Here is a 24,965-nt window from a genome sequence, read left to right on the forward strand (position 1 = left end):
TATCACTGCGGCACCTCGTCTGTTGGAAGGGCCACGCGGCCGTCTGGTGGGTCGATGATGGGCTGCGGGAACGCGGCGGCGTGCGGTGCGTCCCATGCTATTGGGAGCAGCAGAGTCAGCTCGATCTGGCCGTCGCGGCGCACGACATCGCCCACGATGAACTCGCAGCCGGCAGCTGAACCTGGCAGCACAGCGCCCTCGGGGAGTGGCGTGAAATCGAGCGTCGCTCCGTTGATGATGAGCGCGTCACCGGCTCGCGAAACTTCGAGCGTGTCGTCACGGACTTGGGGGGATAGATTTATCTTCATCAGAACCACCTAGATAGGACCAACGCCCCAAACTCATACGTACCACTGATGGCGGCACCTGAAAGATTGCGAATTTTTGGCGTGAGCGGCAGCGCGGATTGAATGACCAGACTTCCCTTCAAGACGTCCGCGTTTGTGTTCAGCGGCGTCATGGTCCCAAAATAAGTCGATGGGGATGAGGCCGGAAGCACCCAGTCCGCAAGTGATACTGTCGAGCTCGCGGGCACGCTGATCGCTTCCGTCCAGTAGCGAAACAAAATCTGCGTGCCGTCCGCGAAGCGCACAAACTCGCCATTGGCGTTTGATCCACGCTGCACGATTGCCCCGGTCGGAACGCCGCCCGACTGCGACACGGTGCCGAGGATCGCCGCCACCGCCGCAGAACCGAGTCCGAGGTTTGTGCGCGCCGCCGCGGCATCGACCGCCCCCGTACCGCCAAGGCTCACAGGCAGCGTATCCCCGACGGACCATTCGCGGATCTCGCCCGCGCCGCCGCCAACGTCCGTGACTTTCAGCGGAATCATGATGTGGTCACCGCAGCAGTCAGAGTCGCGCCGCCCTGCAGCTTCACGGGTAGGTTGTAACTGGCATCAAACACCGCGCGCAGAACAGTCCCGGCTTGATTGCGAACCGGAAGGCTCACTGGAAGGCCTGCCAACACATCGCCACTCACCAACTGGCGCGGCCTTCCTGCATCGATGACGAGCGGTTTTCGCACTGCCATTTACAGCACCTGATATCCGTAGTCGTCAGTGACAAGCTCCGTCGCTGATTTGGCTTTGCCCAAGATCTGGTTGACCTTGTTCACGTTGCCAGTGTCCGTAGCATCGAGAGGAGTCGCTGTCGCCGCGCCAGCATTGCCAAGCCAGTATGTCGCGCCCGGGGTCAATCCCGTGAGCGAGTTGTTCACGCTGTCCAGTGGGTACACCGTCGCCGCAGCGGCGCTGGCCACCGCCGCGAGCACGAAGCCGTTCGCCTCACGTCCGTTCGACGCATCCGCAAGGCGCACACCGGCCGCGCCAGCGTTCGTATAAATCTGTACGAACGAGCCTGCGGTCAAGGCTTCGGAGGCTGTGATGACCTGTGTATTCGCGCCGATGCCAACGGGCATCACGGACATATCGAGTTTGCCCGCACTGTCGAGCGCCACCACGTTGTCGGCATTGGCCGCACCTGCCGACGTTACCGTGGCGAAAATCTGTTTGACCTTGCCGCCCACGAGAGCCAAAAAGCCTTGTGCCATGACTACACCTCAATCGGGTCTTGAATGGAAAGATTGATGCTGTCGGGCGACGCCGCGAACCCGATCAGCACCTGATAACCGTCATGGGGAGGCACTTGCGTGAGCGCACCGCCCTGCCCCAAATACACACGCCCAAAGACCCAAGACCATGCGCTGTCGGTCACGCTAGCGCCGCGCTGCACGGATATCTCAGCGCCTGGAAGACCTGCTGAAACCGCAAGTCCGAGGATTGCGAACACGTTGTTCGAATCGTTGTAGCTGAGCGGGAAGATCAAATCGTCGCGCTCATAGACCACGGTGTTTGCGCTGATGACAGCGCCAGCGGTGCGGGTGACGAACGCTGCGCCAGCGATGCCGGGCAGCCCACGCGGCCCCGGCGGACCCTGCAATCCCTCGGTGAGGATGTCGATTGAGCGCTCAGGCTGCTCAAGCAAAACACCGTCAGCCTCCTCGCGCAGCACCAAGATTTCGCGCTGCGGCTGCTCCAGCAACACGCCCGTGCCCGGTATCTCAATGACGATTTCGACCTCGCGCTCATGCGCCACGAGCACGCCGCCATCGGCGGATTCGACAAGGACCTGCGTCTCGCGCTCGACAAGGATGTCGGTCACTCGGTCACCTCGTTGGATACGGTAATCTGCCCCTGCAGCAGTCGGTCGACATGGTCGGGCCCTGCCGCATACTCGATCTCGAGGTCGTAGACGCCGCTCTCCCATGCAATCTGTGCGGTCTGCGTGGCACCTACCCAGAGCTGGATCCGACCGTCTGGACCGAGCGTGATGCCGCCGTTCTCGGTGGTCAGGTCCAGCAAGATCGTGGGGGAGTCGTATTCGGGCCGGACCTGCATTCGCGCCTTGCAACCCGTGAAGTCCATGGGCACGCCGCCGGGAGACCACGTCCAACTTTTGTCGAACATGGCCCCCTTGTAGATTTCGAGTTTGCGCTTTGCGGGTTGAAGCATGGCGGCAATGCTCGCCGCTTCAGGGTTTAGGCGCCAACCCTAGAGGGGGATCCTGCAGAAAGCCACCTGATGAGAGGCAAGAATCCAATCAAGTACTCGGAACTTTCAATCCAACCCTGTTACTCAAGTTCTGAATTCACCGGAGTATTCAAATGACAATTGATCTAATTTCAGCATTAAAAACATGGGCCAGTGAAATAGAAGCTGAACTTCAAACGAGTATTGGAGTTAATGACGAAGGGTACTTTTCTCTCGAAACCAAGGGCGGACGGGCCATCATAATTGAGGCCTCAACAGAAACCAACTCCATAATACTTACCGGTGACATCGGGAAATTCGATGCATCTATCAGCAAGGAAGCCCTCGCATCCATCCTTATCATAAATGGAATATTAGCAAAAACATCTGGCACTCACATTTACATTGAGACCGAATCGAACTTCATTGTCATTAGAACCGTCTGGATTCCTACAGAAGAACAGCTTATAAAACAATTTCACAAGACTGCCATCTCAACATTTGCAAAGCTTGTAGACGACGTTCAGCAATCAATTATGAACTCATCTAAATCAGATGCATATTTGGCGGACTCAGACACATCAATAGACAATGCATCCATATCCTTTAACTTCAGCAAATTTGCATAAATACAATGTCCACTCCGCCATCAGCCCCCCAGAGAGATAATCTCAACGCATTCAAACGTTATCATTCCATCTCAACCAATAGTCAGGAAAACAACAAATCAGCAAATACACAAACCACGAATTCAAACATAAAATTATCAGAAGACCTATCCACAGGCATCTCAAAAACAGATGCAGAGATAAATAAGGCAAATATCTCCCCCTCGACCGGGCCACTCTACAAGGAAAAAATTCTTCATCATCTGCCTGACTTGCTTCGGGAAGGCTGCATTGCCTTTCCCGAAAACTTAACCAAAGCAAATACAGGGAATCTTTTTCTAGACATGGCAAGTGCTTTTGGCCAAACTTTTATTGAGACATTGGCAACGCCCGAGGCGGCACAGGCCGGACTTGACTTGGCCGAAATAAAAATTAAGGACAAGTTAGAAAAAAAAGAAAATCAAGCAAAGACAAGCGATCGCAGCCATTCGAAAAACATAGAAGAACGTACAAAAATTGAAAATCGAAATTCCTCGATGCAACTCAAAAGTGAAAATCCGATTTCACCACCCAACCGCCAATTCTCTACCTTTATCGACAAAAGAGCTGCTCATTTTAATATCGCAAACCTAAACCCTCGTCAAAAAATGATTTTCACGGCCAGCTTGGCATTGGGGACTTGCATTGCCTTTCCTTACATTAAGAACACTGTAGAACACCCAAACCCTTCAGACAATAAAAGTATTTGAAACAATCGCTTCTCTCTATTTAATTTGCAAACTATTCATCTTTAATTGCAATCGAGTTAATGCCGCCCATGGCCATACCCGCCATCTTTCCGTGGATGTCGGCATTGGTGTTCGCGAGCTGCGCGATCACGGTCTGGTAACCGCGCATGCTGTCGATCATCCCCAACTGGCTGCGCAGCGTGACCTCGGCGTAGCCGATTTGAACGTCGGCCCGGGCCTTGTAGATCGTGGCCGCGCTCTGCGCCCTGCCCAGCTTCGCGTTCTCAACCGTCTGGAAAGCAATCAGCTCCTGACGCTCGTTCTCCAACTTTGTCCGGGCCACGTCGCCCCGCGCGCCGACCACTGAACGGTAGGCATTCCACGCGGCCTCGTATTGGCGAGCGCGCGAATCGTTCGTGCGCGCTGCTGCGTCGGCCGCCTGCGCCTGTGCATCCACCTTCGCCTTCCAGATCGTGACGGCTTGCCCGTCCGCCTGCACCTGAGCGCTGAACAGGCGCACCTTCGAATCCTCGCCGTCGATGGCCGCCTTGAATCCGTTCCACTCGTTGGCCTTGGCAGATGTCTGGGCGGTGAACGCCTGCACCTGAGCACCGAACAGATCGATCTTGAGTTTCTCAAGCTGCGCCTTCGACACGATGGCATCGACACGGGTACGGTACACATTCGCCAGCGCCTGCAGGCCGTCGACACGGGCGCGGTAGACGTTGACCCGCGCCACGTCCACTTGTGTCAGGGCCTGCAGCGCGTCGATCTCGGCTTTGTAGAGATCGATCAGCGCGAGCGCGCCCTTCAGACGGGTCTCGTAGACAGCCGCCTCGGCACGCCACGCTTCGACGCGTGTCTGGAATTCCTTGACTTGCACGTTGAAGGTCTCGACCATCAGCGTCGCCACGGTCTTCGCGAAATCGAGGGCCTGCCCGTTGATCTGCACGAGGTTGCCGTGATAGCTGATCATCGCGGAGAGCATCGTCTGGCGCAGCGTCTGCGACTGCGTCATCGCGAACTGCATGTTCTGCTGCTCGAGCTCTGCTTGCTTGACGACGATATCGACGTTGGCACGCGAGAAGTTGTCTCCGGCGCTCTGTCGCGCCTTGCCGACGGCGGACATGAGCGCGCCGCTGGGTAGCGTGAATCCGCGTTTGGCCGCCTCTTCCCACGCGGCATCACGAACACGTCGGTACTCGCCTTGGTCGCGGTCACGGCCACGCTCAATCAGCGCGCGCTCCACGTCGGGCGCGAGGGCCGTGCCGCCGTCGATGAACTTGGAGAGCTTCAGCTCAAGCGTCTCGAGCGACGAGTGGTAGCGCGGGCAGTACTTCACGAGCAATGCGTCCACCTGTCCATCGAGAGCAGCAACCATGGTCGGCCCCATGGATCGGTACGCACGCTCCATCTCGCCCGCAAGGTCCGCGGGTGCCTGGCCATCCCAGACCGGTGCGGCCTTGTCGAACACAGGCAGCACCACGTCGGGCTTCACGGGTACGGCGCGGTCGGCGATGACCGGCTCTGGGAACAGCGGGTTCTCGAGCTGATCAGGCGGCTCAGGAAACTGCACATCCGTGTGGATCGTAGGCAGTTGCCCAGTGAAAGCCGCCATCTCTGTCGGCCGTGCCGGTAGCTGGATGACTGGCGCCTGCGCTGTCTGCGTCGGCGCGCCGCTCACGTCGAGCGTGCCCACATCTTGATACTCGGGCGCATCGCCGGGCGCTGTCGGCAGCGTGAACTCTGCCCCCTGCAACGTCGGAGGGGTGCCAGCCTCAGGCACGTCAGGCGGCGACTCGAGCGGCTCCAGAGTGATGACTGGCTGGACATAACCCACACCGGTAATCGCGTTGCTGGCCGCCTGCAATGCAGACTCGGCGCTGCCCAATACGGTTTCCGCGTAACCCTGATTCGCGTCGATGATTTGTTCTGCTGATGCCATCAGATCCTCCGTGTTCGTTTCGCGACCACCTCGATGTCAAGGTCGTCCATCTGGAATTCCCCGTCGCCCGCGATCTCGAGTGCGTAGTACCGGGCATCGAGGCCTCGGCCAAACTTCTGGCGGTAGTTCTGCGCCGTCGCGCCGCGCGGTGTGGTGTACAGGTAGCTGTTGTCGAGCTTCTCGCCCGTGAACACGCGGAAAGTGCTGGCCGGGCCCATGCGACCGCCCACATAGGCGCTGGCCGTGTTCTTGTTTTGCGGCTTGCCGAAATCAGTGGTGCCGGTGCGCACCCGCCACGGAATCGGCGCTCCAGCATCGGTTGCACAACCGAGCAGATACAGCCCATCGGCGGCCATGGCCACGTACTGGCCGCGCCACCGAACGATGCGATCGAATGGGAAGTGGGTGTAGCGCGAAACCTCGTTGCCACCAGTCTCCAGCGACGTGCGCAGGTTGATCGCATAGGCCTCGTGCTCGACGATTTCCTCGACCGAGAACTCAATGCGGCCACGCACCGCAGGCAACGTCAGCACCGCCTCGACCCAGCCACCAGCCACCACGGCGGGCAGCATGATTTCGGCGCGGGCGAATGCTTCGGTGGAGGCTTCGCCATGGGCGCGCACGGCCGGAAGCCCGATCACCGCCGAAGCAATACCCTCGGCGGTCGCAGCCCCGAGTGCCTGGACGGCCGGCAGCGCCGCCGCAGCCCGCGCGCCGGACTGCCCTCCGGCCACCAATGCCGGCAGCACCAGCACTGCTTCAGCCCATCCCCAAGCCGTCGCGGATCCATGCGCCACCACGGCGGGCAGCACGACCTCAGCACGCGCCAAAGTGCCGGTGGTGGCCTCGCCAGAAGCGCGCACGGCGGGCATTTTGATCGCGGCCTGCACACCGCCCTGCCCGCTGGCCAGCAGCGACGGAAGCGTGATCTCCGCGCCGACACCGCTGCGCGAAGCTTTGGCCGTGGCGCGTACAGCGGGCAGCGTCAACGCCGCCTGTGCGCCGGTCTGCGCGCGCAGCTTCAGGCCCGGCATCGGTACAGGCCTCTGCAGATAGCCTGCATCCGCGAGGGCGCCGAACATCGGCATCATCCCGGCGCGGAAATCACCATAGGACCGGTCGGCCCACAAGCTGTGCAGCGGCCGCATGGATGCAGTCGAGGTGAAGATGCCGCCGGTCTTTCCAGTGAGCACGCCACCCATCGGGTACATCTGGCTGTAGAGCAGCGCATAGGGCGGCACGCCGCGGCCATCCAATTGCCCGCCCATCGGTGCCATCTGGCCTGCGAAAGTACCATAGACCTTGTTGGTCAGCATCCCTGCCAGAGGACGAAATGCGCTGATGAAGCGCGAGCGCAGTGCACTCAACTCGCCACCGAGCGGGTGCATCTCCGTGCGAAAAATCGAATACGGACGATCCGCGAGCAGGCCCCCCATCGGGCGCATCGTGCTCGTGATGGCGCCGGAGCCGCCCTGCGTGAGCACCAGTTTGGGATCGTTGATGACGTCGGCGCTCGAATACAGCGAGGAGTCCAGAAACACCACGCCGATGCTCGGGGTCTGGCTCACATAGAACGCAACGCCATTGCGCGAATACGTGACGCGGCTGCCAAAGCGTTCGATGCGGAAAACGTCCGACTCGACGAATGACCCACCGAAGTACTTTTCTTCGCCACTATCGATCACGCGGAATGTGGAGCGACTGAAGTACAGGCCGTGCTGAATCTCGGCGTAATCCTGCGACGCATCGCTGTCGTTCAGGCCCACGACGGCGGCCACAGCCGGAAGAATCGTGAACTCGTAGTAGCCGCTCGCCGGGAGCAGATCAACGGATCGCGCGCCAGCATTCCAGCCGAGACCGAATAGCTCAATGACCGATGCGGCCCGAAATGCCACGGCAGGTTTCGCTGGCTGCGCGGGCATCGCCGGATGGTTGATGGTGACCGTCTGGTCCTCGCAGACGCGGACATTCTTGATGACGGCGGCGCGCGCGGGGACCCACTCGTAGCGCTCGATCTCACGTTTTGAGTTGTAGACAGGCGAGTAGGTCGCCATCGAGCCTGGGTCGATGGTCTTGGCTTCGATCCAGCACACTCGCTCGGTCTTCGTCTCGGTCCATGCCTTGGTAGCAGGGCGATACGGCTGGGCGGCCTGCGCGGCGCGCGCTGGTACGGTCGTGATGGCGGGCTTGATCTTGTGCAACCCCTGATCGCTCGTCTCGAGGGTGCCTACTCGGTCGGTCCAGAATTCCTTCGGCTCGGTCGGACCGCCGCCGGTCTCGCGCATCCACGCCAGGTACACATACGGAGTGGCGGTATTGGGGCCGCCGTACCCCACGCAGGTGTAACCATCCCTCCCCGCCTGCGCCCAGTTGATCGCTGTTGGGTTGAAGTCCAGCTCAGCGTCCGTCTCCGACGCGAAGATCGCATCATCTCCAAGGCTTGGGCTGTAGGCGTAGGTGCAGCGCAGCTCGCCCTCACCCACGAGCACCGATGGCTCATAGGCCGGGTTGCTGATGGTGTTTGCGTCGCCCTGGTAGCCGTACCGGTTCTGGTAGCCGGATTCACCGCATGTAAATTCAGAGGTGCCCTGCAGTTCGAAATGCCCATCCGCAAACAGGTAGAACACCCGCACGGGCATGGGCGGCCACGGCAAATCGTAGCTGCGGTCATAGTTCCACGCATGCCATGGCGAGCAAGAGGTGTAGCCTACGGCGACGGGTAGATCGGCCATGTTCCGAAACTCCGATGAGACTGTTGGGGGTGTTGGCGCCAGACGTAGGTGATTGCGTCGATTTCGAGCGGCGGGCAGATGTTGGCCAAGGCCGTGACACAGTGGTCGCGCGCGAAGCGTTTGCCGTAGCCGGGCAGATGCGGGGCGACGACCTCGCGGCGCAGTGCAAACAGGTGATGCTTCACGAACGGCCCGTGCCGTGCACCATCCTCGGTGAGCACCAGCTCGCGCGCGCAGGCAGCCGGGGCCCTCTGCAGCGCCTCGCACATGGCGTCCATGGCGCCCGGCAGCACAAAGTCGTCCGAATCAACGAAGGTCACATAGGGATGCTCGCCAAGCCCAAATCCGATCTCGCGACCGGCGGCGATGTTGCCCTCCACGCCCGCCACGACATGGACCGTGCACGGCTCACGCGCGAGCGACTCGAGGCACTGGTCGAGCCAGTCGGCTCGCGTGCCCGAATGCGTGAGGACGTGCACGTCGATCATCAGAACGTCGGCAGGTTGAGGCTGTACTCGTCGACGGTCTGGATCGCACCGGACACCAGATTCACCGAGCTCAGATTGCCCTCGGCGCCCGAGGTGGAAATCTTGCCCTGCACGCGCGGCTCCGTACTCGACGCTGCACCGGTGTCGGCCGAGCCGACATGACGGTAATACCCTGCGACGCTTGTCGCCAGCACGGTGCCCTGCAGGATGTCGGTCGGAACCTTGGCCAGCACGCCATCGGCCGAGGCCGTATCAAGAGTGAAGCCCACGCCCGCTCCGTCCTTGTCGATCACGCACAGCAGCGTTCCGGTCTCGGCTGCGTCGGCCGATGCCGGTGGTGTTCCGGTGAAGATGCGGATCTTGCCGCCAGCGAGCGCTTGGCGCGCGGAGCCCGTCACCAGCATGTAGTCGCGAAGACCTTGGGATACCTTGAGTGTCATGTTCAACCTCCATCGAAGTGGTAAAAAATTCCTTGCGAGCAAAACGATCCGAGCTGCATGTCATCGCCGCCCGGCTCTGCCATTTCGTCGTTCGTCTTCTTCTCGTCGCCGTAGTAGTCGTAGCCGCGCGGGTGTGCAGCAGGGTCTGCCGACTCGCTGCTCAGCACGTCCTTGAATGCCTTGTTGAAGGCCTCGCGATGCGTGGAATCCTTGCCGCCCTGCATGTGGATGACATCGATCCACGCGGGCGCGGTCGATTCCGGCAGCGGATCATCGAGCGAGTAGTCCGGGCCGTCTCCGGTGTCCAGGCTCGTGCGCTGCGTGCAGTTCCAGCACACGGCCCAGTGACCTTTCGGGCTCGCCGCGACGTGGTGGTGCAGATCGACATAGATCGAGCGGGCGGCGAACTCCTGCTGCATGGCAAGCGCCGCGCCTTCGTTGCCGCATGGCTGGCTGCCGCGCGGCAAACTGGGCAGAAGGACGGCCGTCTCGGATGGCTCGGTCTTGTTCCATGCGGGATCGCCGCCGAGCGCTTCGACGTCGGGCGTGTACAGCACGCTGCGAACCGCATCCCCACGGATGTGCAGATGCCGGTTCGGCTTGACCAGCGCCAGCGACGGGTATACGGCAGACTGGGTGAGGCCGGCGCTCGGTGTGGCCTGCGCGCGCTGGTAGGTCAGCGTCATGAAGTTCAGATAGCGCAGATCTGCGAATGCGATCGTCGCCATGAAGGACGCGGGCATCAGGTTGCCCGAGACGTACTCGCCGCGCTTCGGGCTGATGCGCGAGCCGACTTCTTCGTCGATCGGGGCGAGCGGCATGAATGTCTTGCCAGGGACGCCCCACACATACTCCTGCGAGCTCTGGTCAATGATGTTCTGGTCGTAGCCGCGAAACATCACGTCGCGCAGCATGTCCGTGTGGCCGTGCTCCCAGCGCAGGTTGTGCGCCACGCAGATGCGCTGGATCCGCTGATCGCCCTTCTTGACCGTGTAGTACGCATAGACGCCATTCGCCCGGAAATGACCGGTCAGACGACTCTCAAGGTGTGGCTCGTCGATGTGATCATGGTGTGCGCGCGTGGGCACGGTCTGCAGTGCGCCGCTCTGCCCCTGCACGAATGCAGGCGCTCCGATGTACGGGCCGCCCTGCGCGAACTCGGGATCGAGGTAATGCGGAAAGTATTCACCGCCAAGGTCCTTGGCCACGTCAACGCCGAAATCCTTGGCCGCGCCTTGATTGGCCCGCCTGGGCGTGAAATAGCATTCAATCTCCGCCGTCAGCAGATCGTCGCGCGCGAGGCCGTCGGCCGCGTCTGCCGCCTTCGCGCCCGGCCGTGGGACAGGGATGTAGTACGCGGCATCGATGAGATAGCGCTTTGACTCGCTGTAGGGACGATCCTGCAGCACCGTGAACACCACATCGAAATCAGACGGATCAGTCTCTGCACTGGTGCCCGGAACAATGCGGATCTCCAGTTCCAGCAGCCCCGGAATGTAGGTGAACGCAGGGTCGTAGTTCGCAGGATTCACGGACATCCACGTCACCTTGCGCATGCTGGCTGTGAACGTGTTGATGGCGTCTTCCTGTGTGGTTCCGAGCAGCTGTCCCGACTCGAACTCGTAAGCCGCCACCGGCACGCGCGCTCCGGTCGACCATGGGCGCTTGTGGCGCCACTCACGGACGCGGAGATACTGCACCGCATCGTCTTCGGTGATCAGGCTGCCATCGGCGTAGCGGCGCGGCGCGGCCGTTGTTGAGTCCAAGTCCTGGCGCTGTGTCAGGTTGAGGCCGGCATCGGTGAACACGGATGAGTAAGCACGCATCGCGCAGGTGTCCGCCAGCGCCATGAAGTTCTCGGCATTCGGTGCATCGCTCTTCGTCCAGATCCAGACCCACGATTCCACGCGCTCGAGCGCCGTGGTGACGCAGCGCGTGCCGTCGGAATTCCACTGCCAGAGCATCTGCTCGTTGGTTGCGTCCTCGCCGACTGGGACGGTGTGCACCCATGCCGGGTATGGAGGCGTGACGCGTTTGGCGTAGTCCTTCACATCCCAGAAGCCGCCGCCCTGCTCGTACAGGCCGGGGAACTTGCCCATGCTCTGGTAGGCGTCGAGCGGCCAGACCGAGAAGACGCCATGCGTGTCGGTCTGGATCACATACTGCCGCTTGGCGCCGCTCGGCAGCTCGACCTCCTGCACCGCGCAGCGGCGATACCAGACCTTGTCGCTGCCTGGATACTGGCTCGCGCCCACTCGCATGCCGTCGGCACGATAGAACGCGGACTTCGTGTCGAAGTGCTCGTCCATGTTGTTGGTGAGCGGAGACCACTCTCCGCGCCCGCGGCGGTTTGCGGCCACGGGCTTGAGCGCCGTGCTGCGCGGCGACGCCGTGTAGGCATAGGCCCCGATGCCAACGCCCGCGCCGTTGGGTGATGTGAGCACGCTCTTGCCGCCAGGCGAGTAGCTGACATAGGCCGCCGCCAGACGCTGGTTCTGCCACGAGTACCGGGTCGTGAAGTCGTCGGGCTTGCGGCGGATCGCGGTGTCGTCGCTGGTCTTTTCCGGCATCGGCACATCCACCTTCGACCACGATGAGACGCCCTCCGGAGGCTCGAAGACGTGGGAGAACAGGGGCGAGGCTTTGCCGTCCTTGTCGTAGCCCACGCCGTGGCCCTTCGTGAAATTGCCCACCGTCACGTTGCCGGTGTTGTCGTCCTCGACGGGATACTGCAGCCACCCGGCCGACCCGGTGGCCGCGTCGTATTCCCGCAGATCCTCGGTGACGAAGAACTCATATCCGGCGCTTCCGCCCCGTATGGCGATCCACGTCACCTCGTCATGGATACGCACAGTGATCGTGAAGCCCTGCACCACGAAATTGCGCGTCACATCCTGAACGCCAGAAGCCCGCAGACGCTGGGCCTGCGAGCGTGCGAACGGCAGGAGCTTGGCGCCGGCCGCGTTCTGGATGTTCAGGAATTCCACGGCGGTTTACTGCGCGGGCAGCGCCACGGAGAAGACGTCGATGGTGACGGGCAGGCCGACTGTGATCGCGATGCTGCTCATCTTGAAATCGCCGCCGCCAGCAGCCGCAGCCATGTCAAGGCGCGGCAACGTTGCAGATGCGGAACCATCATCCGGCGCGTTGCCGATGAAGCGGACCCAGCCTGCCTGTCCAACAGCCAATCCGATGAACTTCCAGACGGCGGCCGACGGCTTCGCGACGCCGCCACCTGCAGGAGCATCGAACTCAAGGCCATTGGCTGGCGCTCCTGCAACCCAAGCGCCGGCGTCGAGCGTGGCGACACCCAGCTTTGTGCCCGTCACTGCCGAGTCGGCCGACACTGGCTGAGGGCCAGAATAGATCTCCAGCACACCGCCATTCAGCGCGCCAGCGATACCAAGGGTGCCGCACGCAGCGTTGCGCAGGCCTGTCGAAAGTTTAACGGTCATGTGATACCTCGTTTGTTGAATGGGCTGCCGCCCGCGTGAAGAGAAGCGACAAAGCGCACCTGGCCGCCTGCCTCAATGACAGCGGCACCAGCGTGCGTACCGGGCGCAACGGATACGCGGCGCTCGGTGAGATTCGTGAATTCGGGAAACTGGCAAAGCCCGCGCTTGGTCCAGATCAGCAGACGCTTGCCGTCCAGTGCCCACGGCATGCCCGCTACCGTTCCGTAGTCGGCCAGAACCGGGAAAGCCTCGGGCGTGTATGCGTGGATCGCGCGGTCTGTGCCGACGATGAGCGCGGTGTCGTGCGGCGCGAGTGCGTGCACGCGCCCCGGCACCATGAAGAAGTTGGCCGACAGATTCCAGAGATGCGGCGCGAGCGCCTCGCTGCGCCAGACAACAGACTGGTCTTGCTCCGGCAGGTACATCGCGGCATAGATCGAGCCCGACCACTCAGCGATCGGCCCCACGCCGCGCGGCAACGCATCGAGTCCATCGGTCTGCAGCTCCTGGCCAAGCGCCTCGGGACCGCTGTTCCAGTTGAGCTGCGCACCAGCCGCGCTGGCAAGCTGGAACACCGTGCTGTTTGCGGGTGAGATGTAGACCCGCGTCACGGCGCCCGTGCGCTGCTCAATGCCGCTCACGCGTAGCGAGTGCCCTGCTTCGAGTTCGATCTCCGCCGCACTGCTCGCCGCCGACTCACGGCCATCGGGCAGCACCACGGTGCACGCGACGCGGTAACGGCCTGCAGGCAGCGTGCCACCGGTGATCGCAGAGAGTGCTGGCTCAGCAGGTGGATCGATGCGCCAGGGCAGCACAACGCCATCGGCGCGCACGATACCCGCCGCGTCGCCGCTGACAAAGAACGTCTGATCGTTGAACTCGGTCCAATGCGTCTCGCGCGCCAGCCCGGTTGCCAGTGTGACAGCGGACATGCCGGGCTGCAGCTCACGCAGTGCGCCTGCTTCAACGAAGTAGCAGCGCTCCTCGTCGCGCGTAGAGTAGATGCCGGTGGGTGCGCAGGCCATGCCCAATGCAAAGCCCTCTCGGCGGCGCACCGCACCGCTCTCGGTGATATCCACGTTGTCGGCAACCGTCAGCCAAGGCAGGCCCAGACGCACCGGGTCGGTGACGTTGTTCAAGCCCTTGAATTCGCGGATCGCTGTCATGCCGGTGATGATTCCGGCTTTGGCCTTGCGTGGCGAACCCCAAAGGGGTGTGAGCGCTCCAACGAAAAAGCCCTCTCATGAGGGCTTTGTTTTTGGGCGTTCGAAAAATCAGCTTTTGCTTTTTGGGTGAGCGCTTTTTTCGCGGTCCGGTGTCGTTGAACTGTGCTGCATGACGTTCAAGAACATGGACACCAAGTTCGGGCGCCTGCTTCAGGACCTGCACAACATGCTGGATCAGACCGGCTCAATGGCGGGGCACGTGGACTTGAAGGCGCTGGCGGCGGAGAAGTGACCGTGCCGCCTTCGCGGTCAGCCAAAGAAGCTGTGAATGGCGAAGCCCAGCCCGCCGAAGAAGAGAACGACGGCAAAAATGCCCAGCAAGACCATTCCCATGCCGGCCCATTCCTCCTTCATCTCCCGATGCTCCGCCTCCCCGCGCAGGAGGCGCTCGGATTCCGCAAGGCTCATGGGCGGACGGTAGCGATCAAGGGGCTTTGGCATCGTCGAAATGTAACCGACACCTGAGAGGCTGTCCATGTCCGAAGATCACAACGAAGCCTCTGCCGAGCACGTGATATTTCTAAACATTCCCCAATATTTCACACCATTTCACCAAATATGATTAAATAATACCCAATAACACCGTATAACAGCTGTGTTGGTGGCGCTAGAAGCCTCTGTGTTTTTAGCCCCGTAAGTTTTCCCACAATCTGGAACGACCATGAAGCAGATCGCTCTCTCCCTTCGGAAGAAGAGTCTCAAGCATGCGCCTGACCACTATCGGCTGGCAGCCATGAAGCGAGTAGCTCGCCGCGGAGCTGTGTCCGCCTCGGACGCCCAGGTTGTACAGAACGCCGATTCGCGCCAGATTGCAGGCTTCATGCCTGTCGGAGTCAAGGCGCGCGTATTGAGCTGGCCGAAATTGTAACTACGTCCGTGAGCCGGGCTAGACTGTGAGGCACTGCCTCCAACACATCAAGCCCAATGCGACCGAGTCTGCCGACGCCACGTCGAATCGACAAATTCACCCCGGACGACTTCCAGTTCGTCACCAAGAAAGTCTCCACCGATCCTGATCGCTTGATCCTTGTTGGAGGACAAGCGCTTGAGGTCTGGAGTGTGATTTTTGACATTCCATCACCTTTGGGTCAAGGTATTGCGCTCACCGAAGATGCAGATTGGCTGGGTGGCAAGTTGGATGCCAAATGGCTATGCGATCAGCTTTCTGGTGGTGCCGAGGTAGATCTCTATTTTGCCGACGACTTTGATGCGACACCCAGCTCGGCGATTGCATATGTCAAGCGGGGGCAGCGCGTGCTGCTCATGGATTTCCTTCGCACGATTGTGGGTCCCAGTGTCGAGGAAGTTCGGCGCTTGGCCGTGCGACTGAACTTGGATGGGTGCACGATGGATGTGTTGCACCCATTGCTTTGCCTGCACAGCCGGCTCGCCAATCTGGAAGTCCTGGAGCCAAAGCGTATTGGCAATGGACCGGCGCAAGCACTATGGATGGTGGATATTGCTAGAGCCTATCTGCTCAGTATGGTGGAGCGAAGGGAGCCACCCGATGAAGTAGCCGAAACATGCCGCTTCATCGCAGAGCTTGCGGAGTACAAAGCTGGCAAGTTCTGCTTTCTCGAATTCTCGATCGATGCACTGCGCTCAATTCCCGACGAAGCTGTTGCTTATGCAGGCAATGGCTTCGCCACCCAGGAATGGCCGCGCATTGTGAATCGCATCGAAATCAAGCGCGCAAAGTGGCTGGCGCATCGAGCGCGCACGGCCCAGCGGGCCGAAGAAGCTCAAGTCAGCGCACAACCCACCCACTGCCCGACGGGAACACCTGCCTCCCCTGCTTCCGAGCCTCCACTCCGGCCTTGATTCGGTTCGTGTAGATCACGGGCTCGGTGTTGCTGGATTGGCTGAGGGTGTTGATTGCCGCAGCTGGTGCGCCTTTGCTGAGTTCCGAACTACGCGCAAAGAAATTTACGGTTTTCGGACTATTGACAACCGCCGCACCAATCCGCGCGCCCACCCCTGCGGCCCCGAGACCAGTAAGCACCGGAACGTTTCCCGTGGCCAAAGCAGTCGCCAGCCCAGACCAATACCCTATAGCTGAAGCCTGCCGGGCCGTCCCACTTGGATTCGCTAGCACCTGTGCACCTTCCCTGCGCAGCGATGCCATCCGACCCATCTGCTCGATCTTCCCGCGAAGCCCAGGCATGCCCGAATTCGCGAACAGCGCCATGCGCGCGGGCCCGCTCATCGCAGCCAGATTCGTGAGGAACGTCTCGCTGGAGAAGTTCTCGCCCATCTCATTTTGAGCCGAGTTCCGCGCACGACCCAGACGCTGCAGCACAGCCGCCGCGACCTCGCGCCGGTTCTCGACCGGCATACTCTTCATGATGCGCGTGATCTGCGTTCCACCATCCGACATGCCGCTGGTGGCCGCACGAAAAATCTTCTCCGGAGCGTCGCGGTTCACCACGGACTCGAGCTGTTCCAGACGCTGGATGCTGGCGCGCGTGTACTGATTCGCCCTCCCCCACGCCTGTTCGGCCTGGGGGCCTGCTGCCTTTGCTGCATCACCCAGATCGTCGCTCAGCGCTGCGTACAGCGCGCGCCACTTGCTGCGCGGCACGTCGGCCGTGAGACCGCCCTCGCTGATCTCGGCGCCCACCAAGGTGCGCAGCTTCTTCAGCGACTCGTAGGGCAGCTTTCCATCCACTTCGCCGCGCAAGAAATCAGCTACCTCACGCTCGATCTGATCGCTGTTGCGGACCACATTGGGCGAGCGGATGCTGCCGAGATCCCTTGGGGACATGACGGAGTTCGGCTCAGGCAGGGCATTGATTTCCTTGGCGCTCATCACGGGATACTTGTCGGGCAGCTCTTTGATCTCCTTGGGGGTCTGGACGGGCTCGAAATTGTTCATCCCGAGGTTCGCGCGCTCGGAGTTACGAGCAGTGGCTGCCTCAGCCTGACGCTGAAGGTCTGCGCGCCACTCTGCGTTCTGCGCCTTTGCACTGGCTGCCTGGTCGTGCAGACCCTGGCGCCATGCCTTGTTCGCCTCGATCGCCTCATCGGTCTGAAGCCGAAGGTTTCCTGCGTGACGCTGATTGGCGGCCTCGGCACTCTGTGCTTCGGCAGTGAGGCGCGCACGTAGCTCTTCGGCCTTCTCACGCATGCCGGGACGCGACAGAATGGCTTCAATGCCGCCAGTGTCGCTCTTCAACCCACCTTCGATGCCCTGAATGCGCGCGTTCTTGAACCATGCGGAAAGTGCTGGCGCGCCCGCGATGTCGGCGTTCAGGTCGGCAAGCGCCTGCTGTGTGCGCGTGCTGGCCACCTGCGTGCTTGCTGGGATGAAGTCGTCGAGCTTGCGATACAGCGCCGTTTGAGTCGTTTTGACGTTGTCCTTGAACGCGTTCACGCCCTTGGCGATTGCTTCGCCTGCACCCCAGCCTGTGGCGTTGGGCGACAGCGAATCCGTGACTTCTTGCACGCTGTCCTGCAGCGCTTTTGCCTGCATTTCGCCGCGCCGCTGCATGATGCCAGCGCCACCGGGCACGTTCGACAGACCTGTTTCCGCCGCCTGAATGCCGCGCGACTGAGTGGCTTGACCAAGTGTCGGCGTCGTGCCCGTGGCATCCTCGAACGTCTTGATGTTCTCGACCATCCGTTGACGACCAGCCTCACCACCGCGAACCACGCCGCGCACCGCCGCCTTTGCCGCAAAGGAACCCACGGAAGGAGCGAGCCCGCCCACAAGCCCTGCGGCAAGCTGCGCACCTTCGCCACCTCCACTCTCACGCACGATATTGGATGCCGCACCGGAGGCCGCGCCACTGCCCAACTGCATTGCAGGCGCTGCCATCAACTCGGCGCCCACGGCGCGCGCGACAGGAGCGGCCGCAGATGTCGCAGCTGCTGCGCCCAGACCCATTGTTGAGGCTGCCCCGGCAGCGCCCCGATTGATGCCTTCAACAACACGCTCGCTGGCCGACTGTGCAACCGGCACGCCCGCTCGGGTCATCAAGTCGCCGACGGAGTCGCCGGCCATCTTGAGTCGCGGACCGATGCCCTTGCCGGCCACAAAGTCGGCGGCAGCATTGAGCGGCTTTGCGATCAGGTTGTCGCTCACCATCGCGGGGAGATCTACGAGGCCTTGGACTACCCCACGTGTACCGATACCGAAGCCGCGCGCAGCCTGATCGCCCAGCGATGGCTTGGCCGCCAGTGCCGCTGCGGGGGTGGGAGACGTACTGCCGGGTTCATCATCCCATTTGACCGCTCCCGGATCGATCTTCGAAGCAGGCGCATTGGCCGGCTCTGAGGTTGAGGTAGTGCCTGCCGCTGCAGGTTCGTCCCATTGAACTGCATTCGGATCAATTGGCATATTCGACACTCCCGTCGCTGTACTGAATCACTCGTCGACCGTTCATGGTGCCGGTGCGGGCGACGCTTCGTTCAGACTTGGGCTGAGCTGCCGATTGGCCCTGCGTTGGCGACGCGGATGTCTGCGCAGCCCCCAACACTTGGCCAACACGTTTCTCGGCATCGGGGACTTCAGCCATGATGCCCGCCGTCGCAATTCTTTGGTTCTGACGCTTCTGCTCAATCACCTCAGGCGTATCACCCACCTGCGGGAAGTACTGCTTGCGGGCATTGTTGAATTCTGCATCGGCAATGGCCGCTCCGGACTCCCGGCGCAAAACAGCATTGATGAAGTCACGTTGTGATTGCTCGACCTGCTGCTGCTCTGCTGATTGAGTCCAGTTGAGCATGCTTCCCAGCGCGCCATCTCCGGCAGCTCGTTTAATCAAGCCAGGCTGCTCGACGCCAGCCTTCCCATCCGGTCCATCCTTCGCCAGCTCGTCCAATTTTTTTCCCGCTTCCTGCATGCGCGTGCCGAACTGCAGGGCCTTGGCCTGCGTGTCGTTGAGCGGCGCGCGCGAGCCGCGGACTGTCGGATCTGCTGGCCCACCCGGAATGTGCGTAAGACTGCCATCCGCTGTGTAGCGATAGCCAGCAGGCGCTTGGCTGCGTGCGTTGGCAGCGTCGACGGTAGCACGACTGGCGATCTGTTGCCGTTGCAAATGTCCGAGCTCCTGCATGGAGGTGCGCTGCAATGCCCCGCCCTGCTCCATTTGGGTTCGGCGTGTGCTTCCAAGATCTCCGAGCATGGCGCGAGCATTGGCCCCCTGCTCCTGCATGGTCGTTTGAAGAAGCTGAGCGTTGCGTGCGCGAGATGCCGGATCGTTGCCCTGGGCATAGTCGAACTGGCGTTGCGCGCCCAACTCGCCTGCGAGGATCGAGCGTGCCCGGCGGAACCCCGTGTTGCCTGAGGCAATGAACGACGGGCCGGCCTGAGGAGCCTGAATCTGACCGGATGCCATGAGCCGCCCCATCGACTCCAGACGCGAGCGTGCATCCAAGTTATTCGCGGCACTTTCAGCCGATGCAGGAACGTCGCCGCCTGCAAAGTTGGAAAAGCCGGAACCGATACCGCTCGGCATCGCGCCTGCGGGCAGCGAAGTGACGGAGCCCGATGGAGCCTTGCCGTTGATGGTGATATCGCCCGCTACGTCATTGCCGCTGTAGCTGTTGCCTACGCGGGTGACATTCCCAAGAGTCCCGAGCGCCGAAGCAGCACCGCTGGATGGTTGAGTCGAATCTGAAGTGGCCGATTTGACCAAGGGCTTGCTCGGGTCCGCCATCGGCGGATTGACATAGCCGCGACCTGCACCCGCACTTACCGCGCCCGTAAGATTTCCCAGAATTGCTGGTGCCGAGACTGCCTCTGGTGACGCAGACACCGCAGATGCAATGGGCCCCCGATTGACCGGAGCTCCTCCGAAGCCACTTTCGCCCTGCAGGCGATTTCCGGGGAAGATATTCCTTGGAGATGTTGGTCGAGGAAGCTGCTCCAGCTCCTGCTCTGCGGAATTTGGGGATGCCATCTGCGGCCTTTCAATGGAGATTGGCTACAGTCTCCACTTGCGGCGGCGCGATGCAAAACCCCACAGGGGGCACAAACACAGCTCCGTCAATCAGCCTCTCAAGATCAAGCACACCATGAAATTCAATATCGACCGCCGCCATGCAGGAGATTCCCCATTACGCGCCGCGGAGATTGAGAGCCGCATGGAGCGAGATTTCTGCGTGGCGATGAGCGACGACGCTGGGCATAGCTATTTGATTTGGTTTCCACCAGTACCCGCCGCGCAGCTCGAGTCGCATTGGCAATCCATTCCAGCAAGCGCCAAACTGGATATGCAAGAGCGATTGGGCGGAGACTGGTTCACGATTTGCGATTGGCCGCATAGAACAATCAAGGTGGGCAAGTACCGAACGACGCAGCACTTCTCCAATGAAATGCGCTTGTATTTGAAGCTCGCGATTCCGGGCTTGTATAGCGGTGAGGCGTGCTGCGACAACGACTCTTATCTCATTACGCCGTCAGGCCAGAAGATCTATCACGCTGGATTCAATGGCGAGAAGGATGATCCCGAAGCCTGGGCAAAACGATTTGTCGAATGGAGTCAATGTGTCGCGGTTGTGCGGCATCACTGGGTGGCTTCACTGCCGCTTAAACGAGTGAAGGGTATGCCGCGGCGCCGTGCAAAGCGACGTGCGAAACGTTTGTCGTAAGGATCGCGGGAGCCTCTTGCGATCACAGATCGCTGTGCTCAGTTAAGGACTTGAAGCGTCGTCCGAAGGCAGGTGCATCAAAGTGGCAGCAGCTCCCAGCCCCAGTCCGGCACCAGCCGAGTTGAACTGGATGACCTTGTTCAGGTTGGGATTGCTGTTCACATATTCGCGAATGCGCTTCGCGGTTTTTGGCGCCACAGACTTGATGTAATTTGGATCAGCCATGTAGGCGCGAATGGCTTCGGACATCAATTCAGAATCGATCTCGGATGGAGGATAACCGTCAGTCTTCGGTGTTGCTCCGATCTTCCCTTTTGGAACATACATCGATGAGTTTTGGTCAGAATAAACTTGCGAAAGTTCACGCTTGATTCCGTCCGTAGGAATCTTCGAGCCACCTCGTCCGATGGTGGCAAAGGTTAAATCGTCGACTGCGTGACCAAGCTCGTGTCGCTGAACTCTGGCCTGCGTCTCGGCTGGCAATGCATGATCAATCGAAATGGTGCGCTGGTCCCCGGAGCGCGTGTAGCGTCCGAAGTCGCCCTTTAACTGCGGTCCGCTTCTGGCTGCGAAGTCGGTTTGAATTCCAAGGTCACGGGCAAGCCCGTACGCATCGACTCCTGAGAGGCCTTCGTCATCGCCTCCAACAGTTCGGCGTCCTGCGATGAAACGCGCTCCGAGAGGATTCCCATCGATGTCAACCGTAAGTGGGCTGCCTCTCTCCCCTTGAGCGCCTTGAGGGTAGTCGTCATGAAATGGCCTTTGCTGTAGTGGCTTAGGGTCACTGATTATAGCGTTTTTCGATGTTTTGACCAAATCAAACGCTTGCATTCTTGTAGCAGCATCGCCCGAATTTGCGACACCTCCAGCACCTTGCGCAGGCTTGGAAAAAATAGTTTGCGTATCCGTCGAAAATCCGGTTTTAGGACCCGTAGCAGCGGCTCGACCAAGGCCTGCCAAGGGCGTCATCAATGTTGCCAAGGCTTCAGCTGCAGGACGCCGCACGGGCGAAACCGACCCCATGTTTTCGAACTTCTGTCCCAGCCACTCAGATCCGCCAACGGGCGATTGGATCAAATCGGGAGGCGCGGACATCAGACCCAGCTTGTGGCCTGCCAGTCCACCGGCGGCGATGGCCGAGTTCGTGAGCACGGCAGCAGCATCGACCGGAGCTCCCATCACATTGATCGCGGCCCGGTTCGCGACATCGCGGACGGCTCCGAGAGATGCGGGATAGATTGCCGCGTTGATGCGATCCGGGATAGATGACATGGCTGCAGTCGCGCCTGATCGCGGATCCGCCGAAGCCTTCTTGGGGACGCTCGAGCGGTTCAGTTCCAGCAGTTGCTGAACGGCGTCAGATTGATCAGCCACGTGAATTCCTTGTGCGTCACCAACGCATGCGGACGACAGGGGGACGCTTGTCCCGGTGCTTGCGCTGCACGTTGGCATCTGGCCGCTCGCCGAAAGCGCGGGCGAACATGGCTTCATGTTCCAGCGCCTTCACCTTGTTGAAGGTCTCGGCGTCTGGTTTCAGACACGCGCAGCGATACACCCAATGGCGAAGATCCTCATGGAATCGCGCGGGGACTTCCGGCTCCACAATGGTCTGATCTTCCGTCAGTGGTTTGAGAGCGCCGCGATATACAGTGACCACCAGATCACCGACGACTGTCGGATTCGGTACCAGACGCACGCGAGGCTTCAGCTTACCGGTCGCTGGTTCGAAGATATAGAGTTGCGGCTGGCCGTGGCGATTCTCCCAGCCAGGCGAGTCGCAGTCGAGCTTTTCCACGCTCGTCTCGTCCAGAGGGCGGCCACGAAACGTGACCCGCTTGATTTCGAAGACGCTCGCATGCAGTTCGTAGAAGGCCTGCGCTGGCACGACGGCGGGCGTGAGCCGATCCTCGATCAGCTTTGCCCGCTCGCACGCCTCCTGCACCGCACTGTTCAGATAGCGAACGAGGTCCGCATCTGACCACAGATAGTTCTCCACCGCGTCGTCCAAGTCCGAGCGGAATGCGGCGAGGAGCTGATCGACCTTCATGATCAGTTGTCGTCGCCTTCAGATGCCTTGGACACCTCGGCCCAGATGGCATCCACTTCCTCGCGCGATACCGTGAAGCCGACGCGTGTGCCCAGCTTGCGCAGGTTGGGCTTGCCGTCAGCGGTGAAGTCGTCTTCGGCGCCGCCATCGAGCATGCCGTCCAGAGCGGCGCGAATCAACTCGGTGCGGTTGATTGCCGTGTTCTGCACAGGGTCAGGGTCGATCTGCTCGCCGGGCGGAACGGCGCCGCGAGACAGTGCCTCACGGCGGAAAATCATAGGCACATCAGTGCCCTCGTCGTCAGCAGCGATCACCAGCGTATGGCCGGAGGTCAGGCCGATGTGCAGGGGTTCGTCAGTGGGTGAACGGAGTTTCATTTTTCGCTTTCAAAAAGCCCGGAAGCCGCGAGGCTCCCGGGTTAAAAGGCCCGCAGGCCCGACCACTGAGAAACAGCTCAGCCCTGGCTGAAGGCCGAACGGCCTTCAACGAAATACTGGATGGTGATGCGCGCACTGCCCGCCGTTGCGGCGGCGCCCGACTGTGCAACCAGCGCCTTGAGCGCCTCGGCCACAGGGTGTTTGAAGCCGGTGATGGTCAGCGCCGTGCGGCCTGCTGTCTTCAGGTCGATGGCGACTGCCGTGTAGCGGTCATCATCGGTGGCATCGCCCAACTTCAGCGTTGCCGTGGTGGCGCTGTTCCATGCCGTAGTGACCGTCACGTCGCCGCCGACCAGCACAGCGTTACCCGGCAAGTCGATTGCAGGCTCGGCTGTGCCGTAGGCCGCGATGTCGGCAAAGCCGATGGTGAGGTGCGCCACGATCAGCTCCTGGCGACCGGAGTTCTTTTTGATGGCCATGATGGCCTCCTTTCAACATCAGGGGGAGTTGGGCGGACAGGGCGCGAGGCCCTGCCCTGTGGCTGCTTACTGCAGGTAGTGGTCCAGAGAGACCACGCCGAAGTCTTCGAGCGAGTTGTCGTATATCGAGAAGAATTTGGACTTCAGCAAGCCGAGCATCTTGTCCACGTTGATGCCCTGTTGGCTGTCGTACTGGAATTTCTTCTCGCACCACTCGGGAGCGCCCAAATCGGCCATCCCCAATGCCTGCGCACCGCAAAGCAACGTCCGGGTACCGTTCACGTTGCCGCCCGCGCCCCACTTCGCACCTGCTGCCGCGCCCTTGGTGTTGTAGACCAGCCGGTGTTCATGGATTACGGCACCGTCCACCGTAACGGTCGCGCCAGTGAACCAAGGCGAGTCGGTGCCGCTCTTGGCAGCAACCGCAACTACGGCGCGCTGGTAGTCGGGATCCTTCTTCAGTTGCGCCAATGTCTGCGGGTGAACGTGGAGCACGTAGTATTCCTTGCCTCCGCTCATCAGCGGCTTGACATAGTGCTCCTTGGCATAGGCGATCATGTCCACGATCATTGTGTACTTCGGCACGAATGCGCTAGTGATAGCACCCGTGTTCGAAGTCGCCAGCGATGTGCCGTCCCACATCAAGGAGCGCTTGGAGGTTGGCGCAGACACATCGGCGGCGAACGCCAGATTCGGGAACGGGGAGCCCACGCGTGGCGCACCGTTGTTCTTGAATCCATAGCTGATGCCCGACAGCGTCAGGAAGGCGAGCTGATCGATACGGTTGGCCAGCCAGTAAGCCAGGCGGCTCTTGCCCATTTCACGGAAGTTGATGACCGTCTTCTGATCGGCCATCTTGCCCTTGTTGCGCACACCGTGGGTCATCAGGCCAATGCTCAGAATCTGCGCATAGGACTGCATCGCCTCTTCGTTGCCTTCGCGCTCGTTATCATCGATAACACCGTCTTCCACCAGGTCGGCCACGAGCTGCATGATGCACTGCTCGCCCTTTTCGGTTTTGGTCAGCTCGGTGATGATCTGAATCATGGAGTTTTCGTCCTTCCCCATGAATTTCTTGATAAACATCTGATCGCGGGCTGCGTGCCAAACATCACGCTCCCAGACCAGCTTTTGTGCGGGCGTCAGCTCCGCGAAATTGGTTGCACCCATCGTTAGGCTCCTAGATTGGTTACGAAACAGGCGTTGCGCTGCCAAAGCGGAGACATGACGGTGAGGCGGTCAAGAGCGCCGGGAGTTTTAACGTCAACCCAAGACGAAAGAACACCCTGAGCAGAGATTCGGCAAGGCGGGCGAGT

Annotated in this window: 27 protein-coding genes; 6 read left to right on the forward strand and 21 right to left on the reverse strand. The window is 60.9% G+C overall.

Translation table 11 applies throughout. The features are described 5' to 3' along the window. Nucleotides 1–2 precede the first annotated feature (2 nt). From ISG32_RS21540 to ISG32_RS21565, 6 genes are read right to left on the reverse strand one after another with little or no spacing between them, the layout of a single operon-like run. Nucleotides 3–308 carry a hypothetical protein gene (locus ISG32_RS21540; protein ID WP_194773080.1) on the reverse strand — a complete coding sequence of 102 codons (306 nt, stop codon included), beginning with the start codon at nt 306–308 and terminating at the stop codon, nt 3–5. Next, nucleotides 308–832, reverse strand: a complete 525-nt coding sequence (locus tag ISG32_RS21545; RefSeq protein WP_194773226.1) for a hypothetical protein — start codon at nt 830–832, stop codon at nt 308–310. The genes ISG32_RS21540 and ISG32_RS21545 overlap by 1 nt, the downstream gene beginning before the upstream one ends. Continuing rightward, nucleotides 829–1,032, reverse strand: coding sequence for a hypothetical protein (locus tag ISG32_RS21550; RefSeq protein ID WP_194773081.1), 204 nt, complete (start codon nt 1,030–1,032; stop codon nt 829–831). The genes ISG32_RS21545 and ISG32_RS21550 overlap by 4 nt, the downstream gene beginning before the upstream one ends. Then, complete coding sequence (locus tag ISG32_RS21555; RefSeq protein WP_194773082.1) at nt 1,033–1,551, reverse strand: hypothetical protein; 519 nt, start codon at nt 1,549–1,551, stop codon at nt 1,033–1,035. 2 nt (nt 1,552–1,553) lie between these two features. Continuing rightward, on the reverse strand, nt 1,554–2,162 hold the full coding sequence (locus ISG32_RS21560; protein WP_194773083.1) for a hypothetical protein: 609 nt from the start codon (nt 2,160–2,162) through the stop codon (nt 1,554–1,556). Beyond that, complete coding sequence (locus tag ISG32_RS21565) at nt 2,159–2,512, reverse strand: hypothetical protein (protein WP_194773084.1); 354 nt, start codon at nt 2,510–2,512, stop codon at nt 2,159–2,161. The genes ISG32_RS21560 and ISG32_RS21565 overlap by 4 nt, the downstream gene beginning before the upstream one ends. Nucleotides 2,513–2,664: 152 nt before the next feature. Here ISG32_RS21565 and ISG32_RS21570 point away from each other — a divergent pair, with 152 nt between their 5' ends. Both ISG32_RS21570 and ISG32_RS21575 read left to right on the forward strand, forming a co-directional pair. Beyond that, on the forward strand, nt 2,665–3,159 hold the full coding sequence (locus ISG32_RS21570; protein WP_194773085.1) for a type III secretion system chaperone: 495 nt from the start codon (nt 2,665–2,667) through the stop codon (nt 3,157–3,159). Nucleotides 3,160–3,164: 5 nt separating this feature from the next. Then, nucleotides 3,165–3,887 carry a hypothetical protein gene (locus ISG32_RS21575; protein WP_194773086.1) on the forward strand — a complete coding sequence of 241 codons (723 nt, stop codon included), beginning with the start codon at nt 3,165–3,167 and terminating at the stop codon, nt 3,885–3,887. 31 nt (nt 3,888–3,918) lie between these two features. Here ISG32_RS21575 and ISG32_RS21580 read toward each other — a convergent pair whose 3' ends face one another. From ISG32_RS21580 to ISG32_RS21610, 7 genes are read right to left on the reverse strand one after another with little or no spacing between them, the layout of a single operon-like run. Further along, the gene (locus tag ISG32_RS21580) at nt 3,919–5,811 is read right to left on the reverse strand and encodes a hypothetical protein (RefSeq protein WP_194773087.1); all 1,893 of its coding nucleotides are present in this window, start codon (nt 5,809–5,811) and stop codon (nt 3,919–3,921) included. Continuing rightward, nucleotides 5,811–8,543, reverse strand: a complete 2,733-nt coding sequence (locus ISG32_RS21585) for a hypothetical protein (RefSeq protein WP_194773088.1) — start codon at nt 8,541–8,543, stop codon at nt 5,811–5,813. The genes ISG32_RS21580 and ISG32_RS21585 overlap by 1 nt, the downstream gene beginning before the upstream one ends. Continuing rightward, nucleotides 8,519–9,031: a glycosyltransferase family A protein gene (locus ISG32_RS21590; protein WP_194773089.1), complete on the reverse strand. Its 513-nt coding sequence runs from the start codon at nt 9,029–9,031 to the stop codon at nt 8,519–8,521. The genes ISG32_RS21585 and ISG32_RS21590 overlap by 25 nt, the downstream gene beginning before the upstream one ends. Continuing rightward, the gene (locus ISG32_RS21595) at nt 9,031–9,471 is read right to left on the reverse strand and encodes a hypothetical protein (protein WP_194773090.1); all 441 of its coding nucleotides are present in this window, start codon (nt 9,469–9,471) and stop codon (nt 9,031–9,033) included. Before ISG32_RS21595 ends, ISG32_RS21590 begins: the two co-directional genes overlap by 1 nt. A 2-nt stretch (nt 9,472–9,473) precedes the next feature. Further along, nucleotides 9,474–12,458, reverse strand: coding sequence for a hypothetical protein (locus ISG32_RS21600; RefSeq protein WP_194773091.1), 2,985 nt, complete (start codon nt 12,456–12,458; stop codon nt 9,474–9,476). Between the two features lie 6 nt (nt 12,459–12,464). Beyond that, on the reverse strand, nt 12,465–12,926 hold the full coding sequence (locus tag ISG32_RS21605; protein ID WP_194773092.1) for a hypothetical protein: 462 nt from the start codon (nt 12,924–12,926) through the stop codon (nt 12,465–12,467). Further along, nucleotides 12,923–14,092: a hypothetical protein gene (locus ISG32_RS21610; RefSeq protein ID WP_194773093.1), complete on the reverse strand. Its 1,170-nt coding sequence runs from the start codon at nt 14,090–14,092 to the stop codon at nt 12,923–12,925. The genes ISG32_RS21605 and ISG32_RS21610 overlap by 4 nt, the downstream gene beginning before the upstream one ends. A gap of 169 nt (nt 14,093–14,261) precedes the next feature. Between ISG32_RS21610 and ISG32_RS27790 the strand changes: the two genes are divergently transcribed. Next, on the forward strand, nt 14,262–14,384 hold the full coding sequence (locus ISG32_RS27790; RefSeq protein WP_267254048.1) for a hypothetical protein: 123 nt from the start codon (nt 14,262–14,264) through the stop codon (nt 14,382–14,384). A 17-nt stretch (nt 14,385–14,401) separates the two neighbouring features. On the opposite strand, the gene ISG32_RS21615 is transcribed toward ISG32_RS27790, so the two are convergent. Further along, complete coding sequence (locus ISG32_RS21615; RefSeq protein WP_194773094.1) at nt 14,402–14,629, reverse strand: hypothetical protein; 228 nt, start codon at nt 14,627–14,629, stop codon at nt 14,402–14,404. A 184-nt stretch (nt 14,630–14,813) separates the two neighbouring features. On the opposite strand from ISG32_RS21615, the gene ISG32_RS21620 reads away from it, so the two are divergent. Both ISG32_RS21620 and ISG32_RS21625 read left to right on the forward strand, forming a co-directional pair. After that, nucleotides 14,814–15,020 (forward strand): hypothetical protein, encoded by a 207-nt coding sequence (locus ISG32_RS21620; RefSeq protein WP_194773095.1) that lies wholly within the window; start codon nt 14,814–14,816, stop codon nt 15,018–15,020. Nucleotides 15,021–15,076: 56 nt separating this feature from the next. Continuing rightward, nucleotides 15,077–15,973 carry a hypothetical protein gene (locus tag ISG32_RS21625; protein WP_194773096.1) on the forward strand — a complete coding sequence of 299 codons (897 nt, stop codon included), beginning with the start codon at nt 15,077–15,079 and terminating at the stop codon, nt 15,971–15,973. Here ISG32_RS21625 and ISG32_RS21630 read toward each other — a convergent pair. Together ISG32_RS21630 and ISG32_RS21635 are read right to left on the reverse strand one after the other, a co-directional pair. Beyond that, complete coding sequence (locus tag ISG32_RS21630) at nt 15,900–18,491, reverse strand: hypothetical protein (protein WP_194773097.1); 2,592 nt, start codon at nt 18,489–18,491, stop codon at nt 15,900–15,902. The genes ISG32_RS21625 and ISG32_RS21630 overlap by 74 nt on opposite strands. Next, the gene (locus tag ISG32_RS21635) at nt 18,481–19,791 is read right to left on the reverse strand and encodes a hypothetical protein (protein WP_194773098.1); all 1,311 of its coding nucleotides are present in this window, start codon (nt 19,789–19,791) and stop codon (nt 18,481–18,483) included. The genes ISG32_RS21630 and ISG32_RS21635 overlap by 11 nt, the downstream gene beginning before the upstream one ends. A gap of 379 nt (nt 19,792–20,170) precedes the next feature. On the opposite strand from ISG32_RS21635, the gene ISG32_RS21640 reads away from it, so the two are divergent. Beyond that, nucleotides 20,171–20,746, forward strand: coding sequence for a hypothetical protein (locus tag ISG32_RS21640; protein ID WP_194773099.1), 576 nt, complete (start codon nt 20,171–20,173; stop codon nt 20,744–20,746). 42 nt (nt 20,747–20,788) lie between these two features. Here ISG32_RS21640 and ISG32_RS21645 read toward each other — a convergent pair whose 3' ends face one another. The 5 genes from ISG32_RS21645 to ISG32_RS21665 all read right to left on the reverse strand — a co-directional run bounded on the left by ISG32_RS21645 (nt 20,789) and on the right by ISG32_RS21665 (nt 24,819). Further along, complete coding sequence (locus ISG32_RS21645) at nt 20,789–22,120, reverse strand: hypothetical protein (RefSeq protein ID WP_194773100.1); 1,332 nt, start codon at nt 22,118–22,120, stop codon at nt 20,789–20,791. A gap of 16 nt (nt 22,121–22,136) precedes the next feature. Beyond that, nucleotides 22,137–22,793 carry a phage adaptor protein gene (locus ISG32_RS21650; RefSeq protein ID WP_194773101.1) on the reverse strand — a complete coding sequence of 219 codons (657 nt, stop codon included), beginning with the start codon at nt 22,791–22,793 and terminating at the stop codon, nt 22,137–22,139. Nucleotides 22,794–22,795: 2 nt separating this feature from the next. Next, on the reverse strand, nt 22,796–23,170 hold the full coding sequence (locus ISG32_RS21655) for a hypothetical protein (RefSeq protein WP_194773102.1): 375 nt from the start codon (nt 23,168–23,170) through the stop codon (nt 22,796–22,798). A gap of 77 nt (nt 23,171–23,247) precedes the next feature. Beyond that, a complete protein-coding gene (locus ISG32_RS21660) occupies nt 23,248–23,649 on the reverse strand; it encodes a hypothetical protein (RefSeq protein ID WP_194773103.1) in 402 nt (133 codons plus the stop codon). Nucleotides 23,650–23,715: 66 nt separating this feature from the next. Beyond that, complete coding sequence (locus ISG32_RS21665; RefSeq protein WP_194773104.1) at nt 23,716–24,819, reverse strand: N4-gp56 family major capsid protein; 1,104 nt, start codon at nt 24,817–24,819, stop codon at nt 23,716–23,718. Nucleotides 24,820–24,965 lie beyond the last annotated feature (146 nt).

This window comes from Diaphorobacter caeni, from assembly GCF_015354245.1.
Lineage (GTDB): Bacteria > Pseudomonadota > Gammaproteobacteria > Burkholderiales > Burkholderiaceae_C > Diaphorobacter_A > Diaphorobacter_A caeni.

Excerpts from the sequence above, each read along its gene's own strand:
- ISG32_RS21545 (WP_194773226.1), bottom strand. The coding sequence starts at position 832 with ATGATTCCGCTGAAAGTCACGGACGTTGGCGGCGGCGCGGGCGAGATC.
- ISG32_RS21640 (WP_194773099.1), top strand. The coding sequence starts at position 20,171 with ATGAAATTCAATATCGACCGCCGCCATGCAGGAGATTCCCCATTACGC.
- ISG32_RS21595 (WP_194773090.1), bottom strand. The coding sequence starts at position 9,471 with ATGACACTCAAGGTATCCCAAGGTCTTCGCGACTACATGCTGGTGACG.
- ISG32_RS21585 (WP_194773088.1), bottom strand. The coding sequence starts at position 8,543 with ATGGCCGATCTACCCGTCGCCGTAGGCTACACCTCTTGCTCGCCATGG.
- ISG32_RS21625 (WP_194773096.1), top strand. The coding sequence starts at position 15,077 with ATGCGACCGAGTCTGCCGACGCCACGTCGAATCGACAAATTCACCCCG.
- ISG32_RS21590 (WP_194773089.1), bottom strand. The coding sequence starts at position 9,031 with ATGATCGACGTGCACGTCCTCACGCATTCGGGCACGCGAGCCGACTGG.
- ISG32_RS21655 (WP_194773102.1), bottom strand. The coding sequence starts at position 23,170 with ATGAAACTCCGTTCACCCACTGACGAACCCCTGCACATCGGCCTGACC.
- ISG32_RS21575 (WP_194773086.1), top strand. The coding sequence starts at position 3,165 with ATGTCCACTCCGCCATCAGCCCCCCAGAGAGATAATCTCAACGCATTC.
- ISG32_RS21620 (WP_194773095.1), top strand. The coding sequence starts at position 14,814 with ATGAAGCAGATCGCTCTCTCCCTTCGGAAGAAGAGTCTCAAGCATGCG.
- ISG32_RS21615 (WP_194773094.1), bottom strand. The coding sequence starts at position 14,629 with ATGGACAGCCTCTCAGGTGTCGGTTACATTTCGACGATGCCAAAGCCC.
- ISG32_RS21570 (WP_194773085.1), top strand. The coding sequence starts at position 2,665 with ATGACAATTGATCTAATTTCAGCATTAAAAACATGGGCCAGTGAAATA.
- ISG32_RS21660 (WP_194773103.1), bottom strand. The coding sequence starts at position 23,649 with ATGGCCATCAAAAAGAACTCCGGTCGCCAGGAGCTGATCGTGGCGCAC.
- ISG32_RS21555 (WP_194773082.1), bottom strand. The coding sequence starts at position 1,551 with ATGGCACAAGGCTTTTTGGCTCTCGTGGGCGGCAAGGTCAAACAGATT.
- ISG32_RS21605 (WP_194773092.1), bottom strand. The coding sequence starts at position 12,926 with ATGACCGTTAAACTTTCGACAGGCCTGCGCAACGCTGCGTGCGGCACC.
- ISG32_RS21630 (WP_194773097.1), bottom strand. The coding sequence starts at position 18,491 with ATGCCAATTGATCCGAATGCAGTTCAATGGGACGAACCTGCAGCGGCA.
- ISG32_RS21565 (WP_194773084.1), bottom strand. The coding sequence starts at position 2,512 with ATGCTTCAACCCGCAAAGCGCAAACTCGAAATCTACAAGGGGGCCATG.
- ISG32_RS21580 (WP_194773087.1), bottom strand. The coding sequence starts at position 5,811 with ATGGCATCAGCAGAACAAATCATCGACGCGAATCAGGGTTACGCGGAA.
- ISG32_RS21550 (WP_194773081.1), bottom strand. The coding sequence starts at position 1,032 with ATGGCAGTGCGAAAACCGCTCGTCATCGATGCAGGAAGGCCGCGCCAG.
- ISG32_RS21650 (WP_194773101.1), bottom strand. The coding sequence starts at position 22,793 with ATGAAGGTCGATCAGCTCCTCGCCGCATTCCGCTCGGACTTGGACGAC.
- ISG32_RS21610 (WP_194773093.1), bottom strand. The coding sequence starts at position 14,092 with ATGACAGCGATCCGCGAATTCAAGGGCTTGAACAACGTCACCGACCCG.
- ISG32_RS21540 (WP_194773080.1), bottom strand. The coding sequence starts at position 308 with ATGAAGATAAATCTATCCCCCCAAGTCCGTGACGACACGCTCGAAGTT.
- ISG32_RS27790 (WP_267254048.1), top strand. The coding sequence starts at position 14,262 with ATGACGTTCAAGAACATGGACACCAAGTTCGGGCGCCTGCTTCAGGAC.
- ISG32_RS21665 (WP_194773104.1), bottom strand. The coding sequence starts at position 24,819 with ATGGGTGCAACCAATTTCGCGGAGCTGACGCCCGCACAAAAGCTGGTC.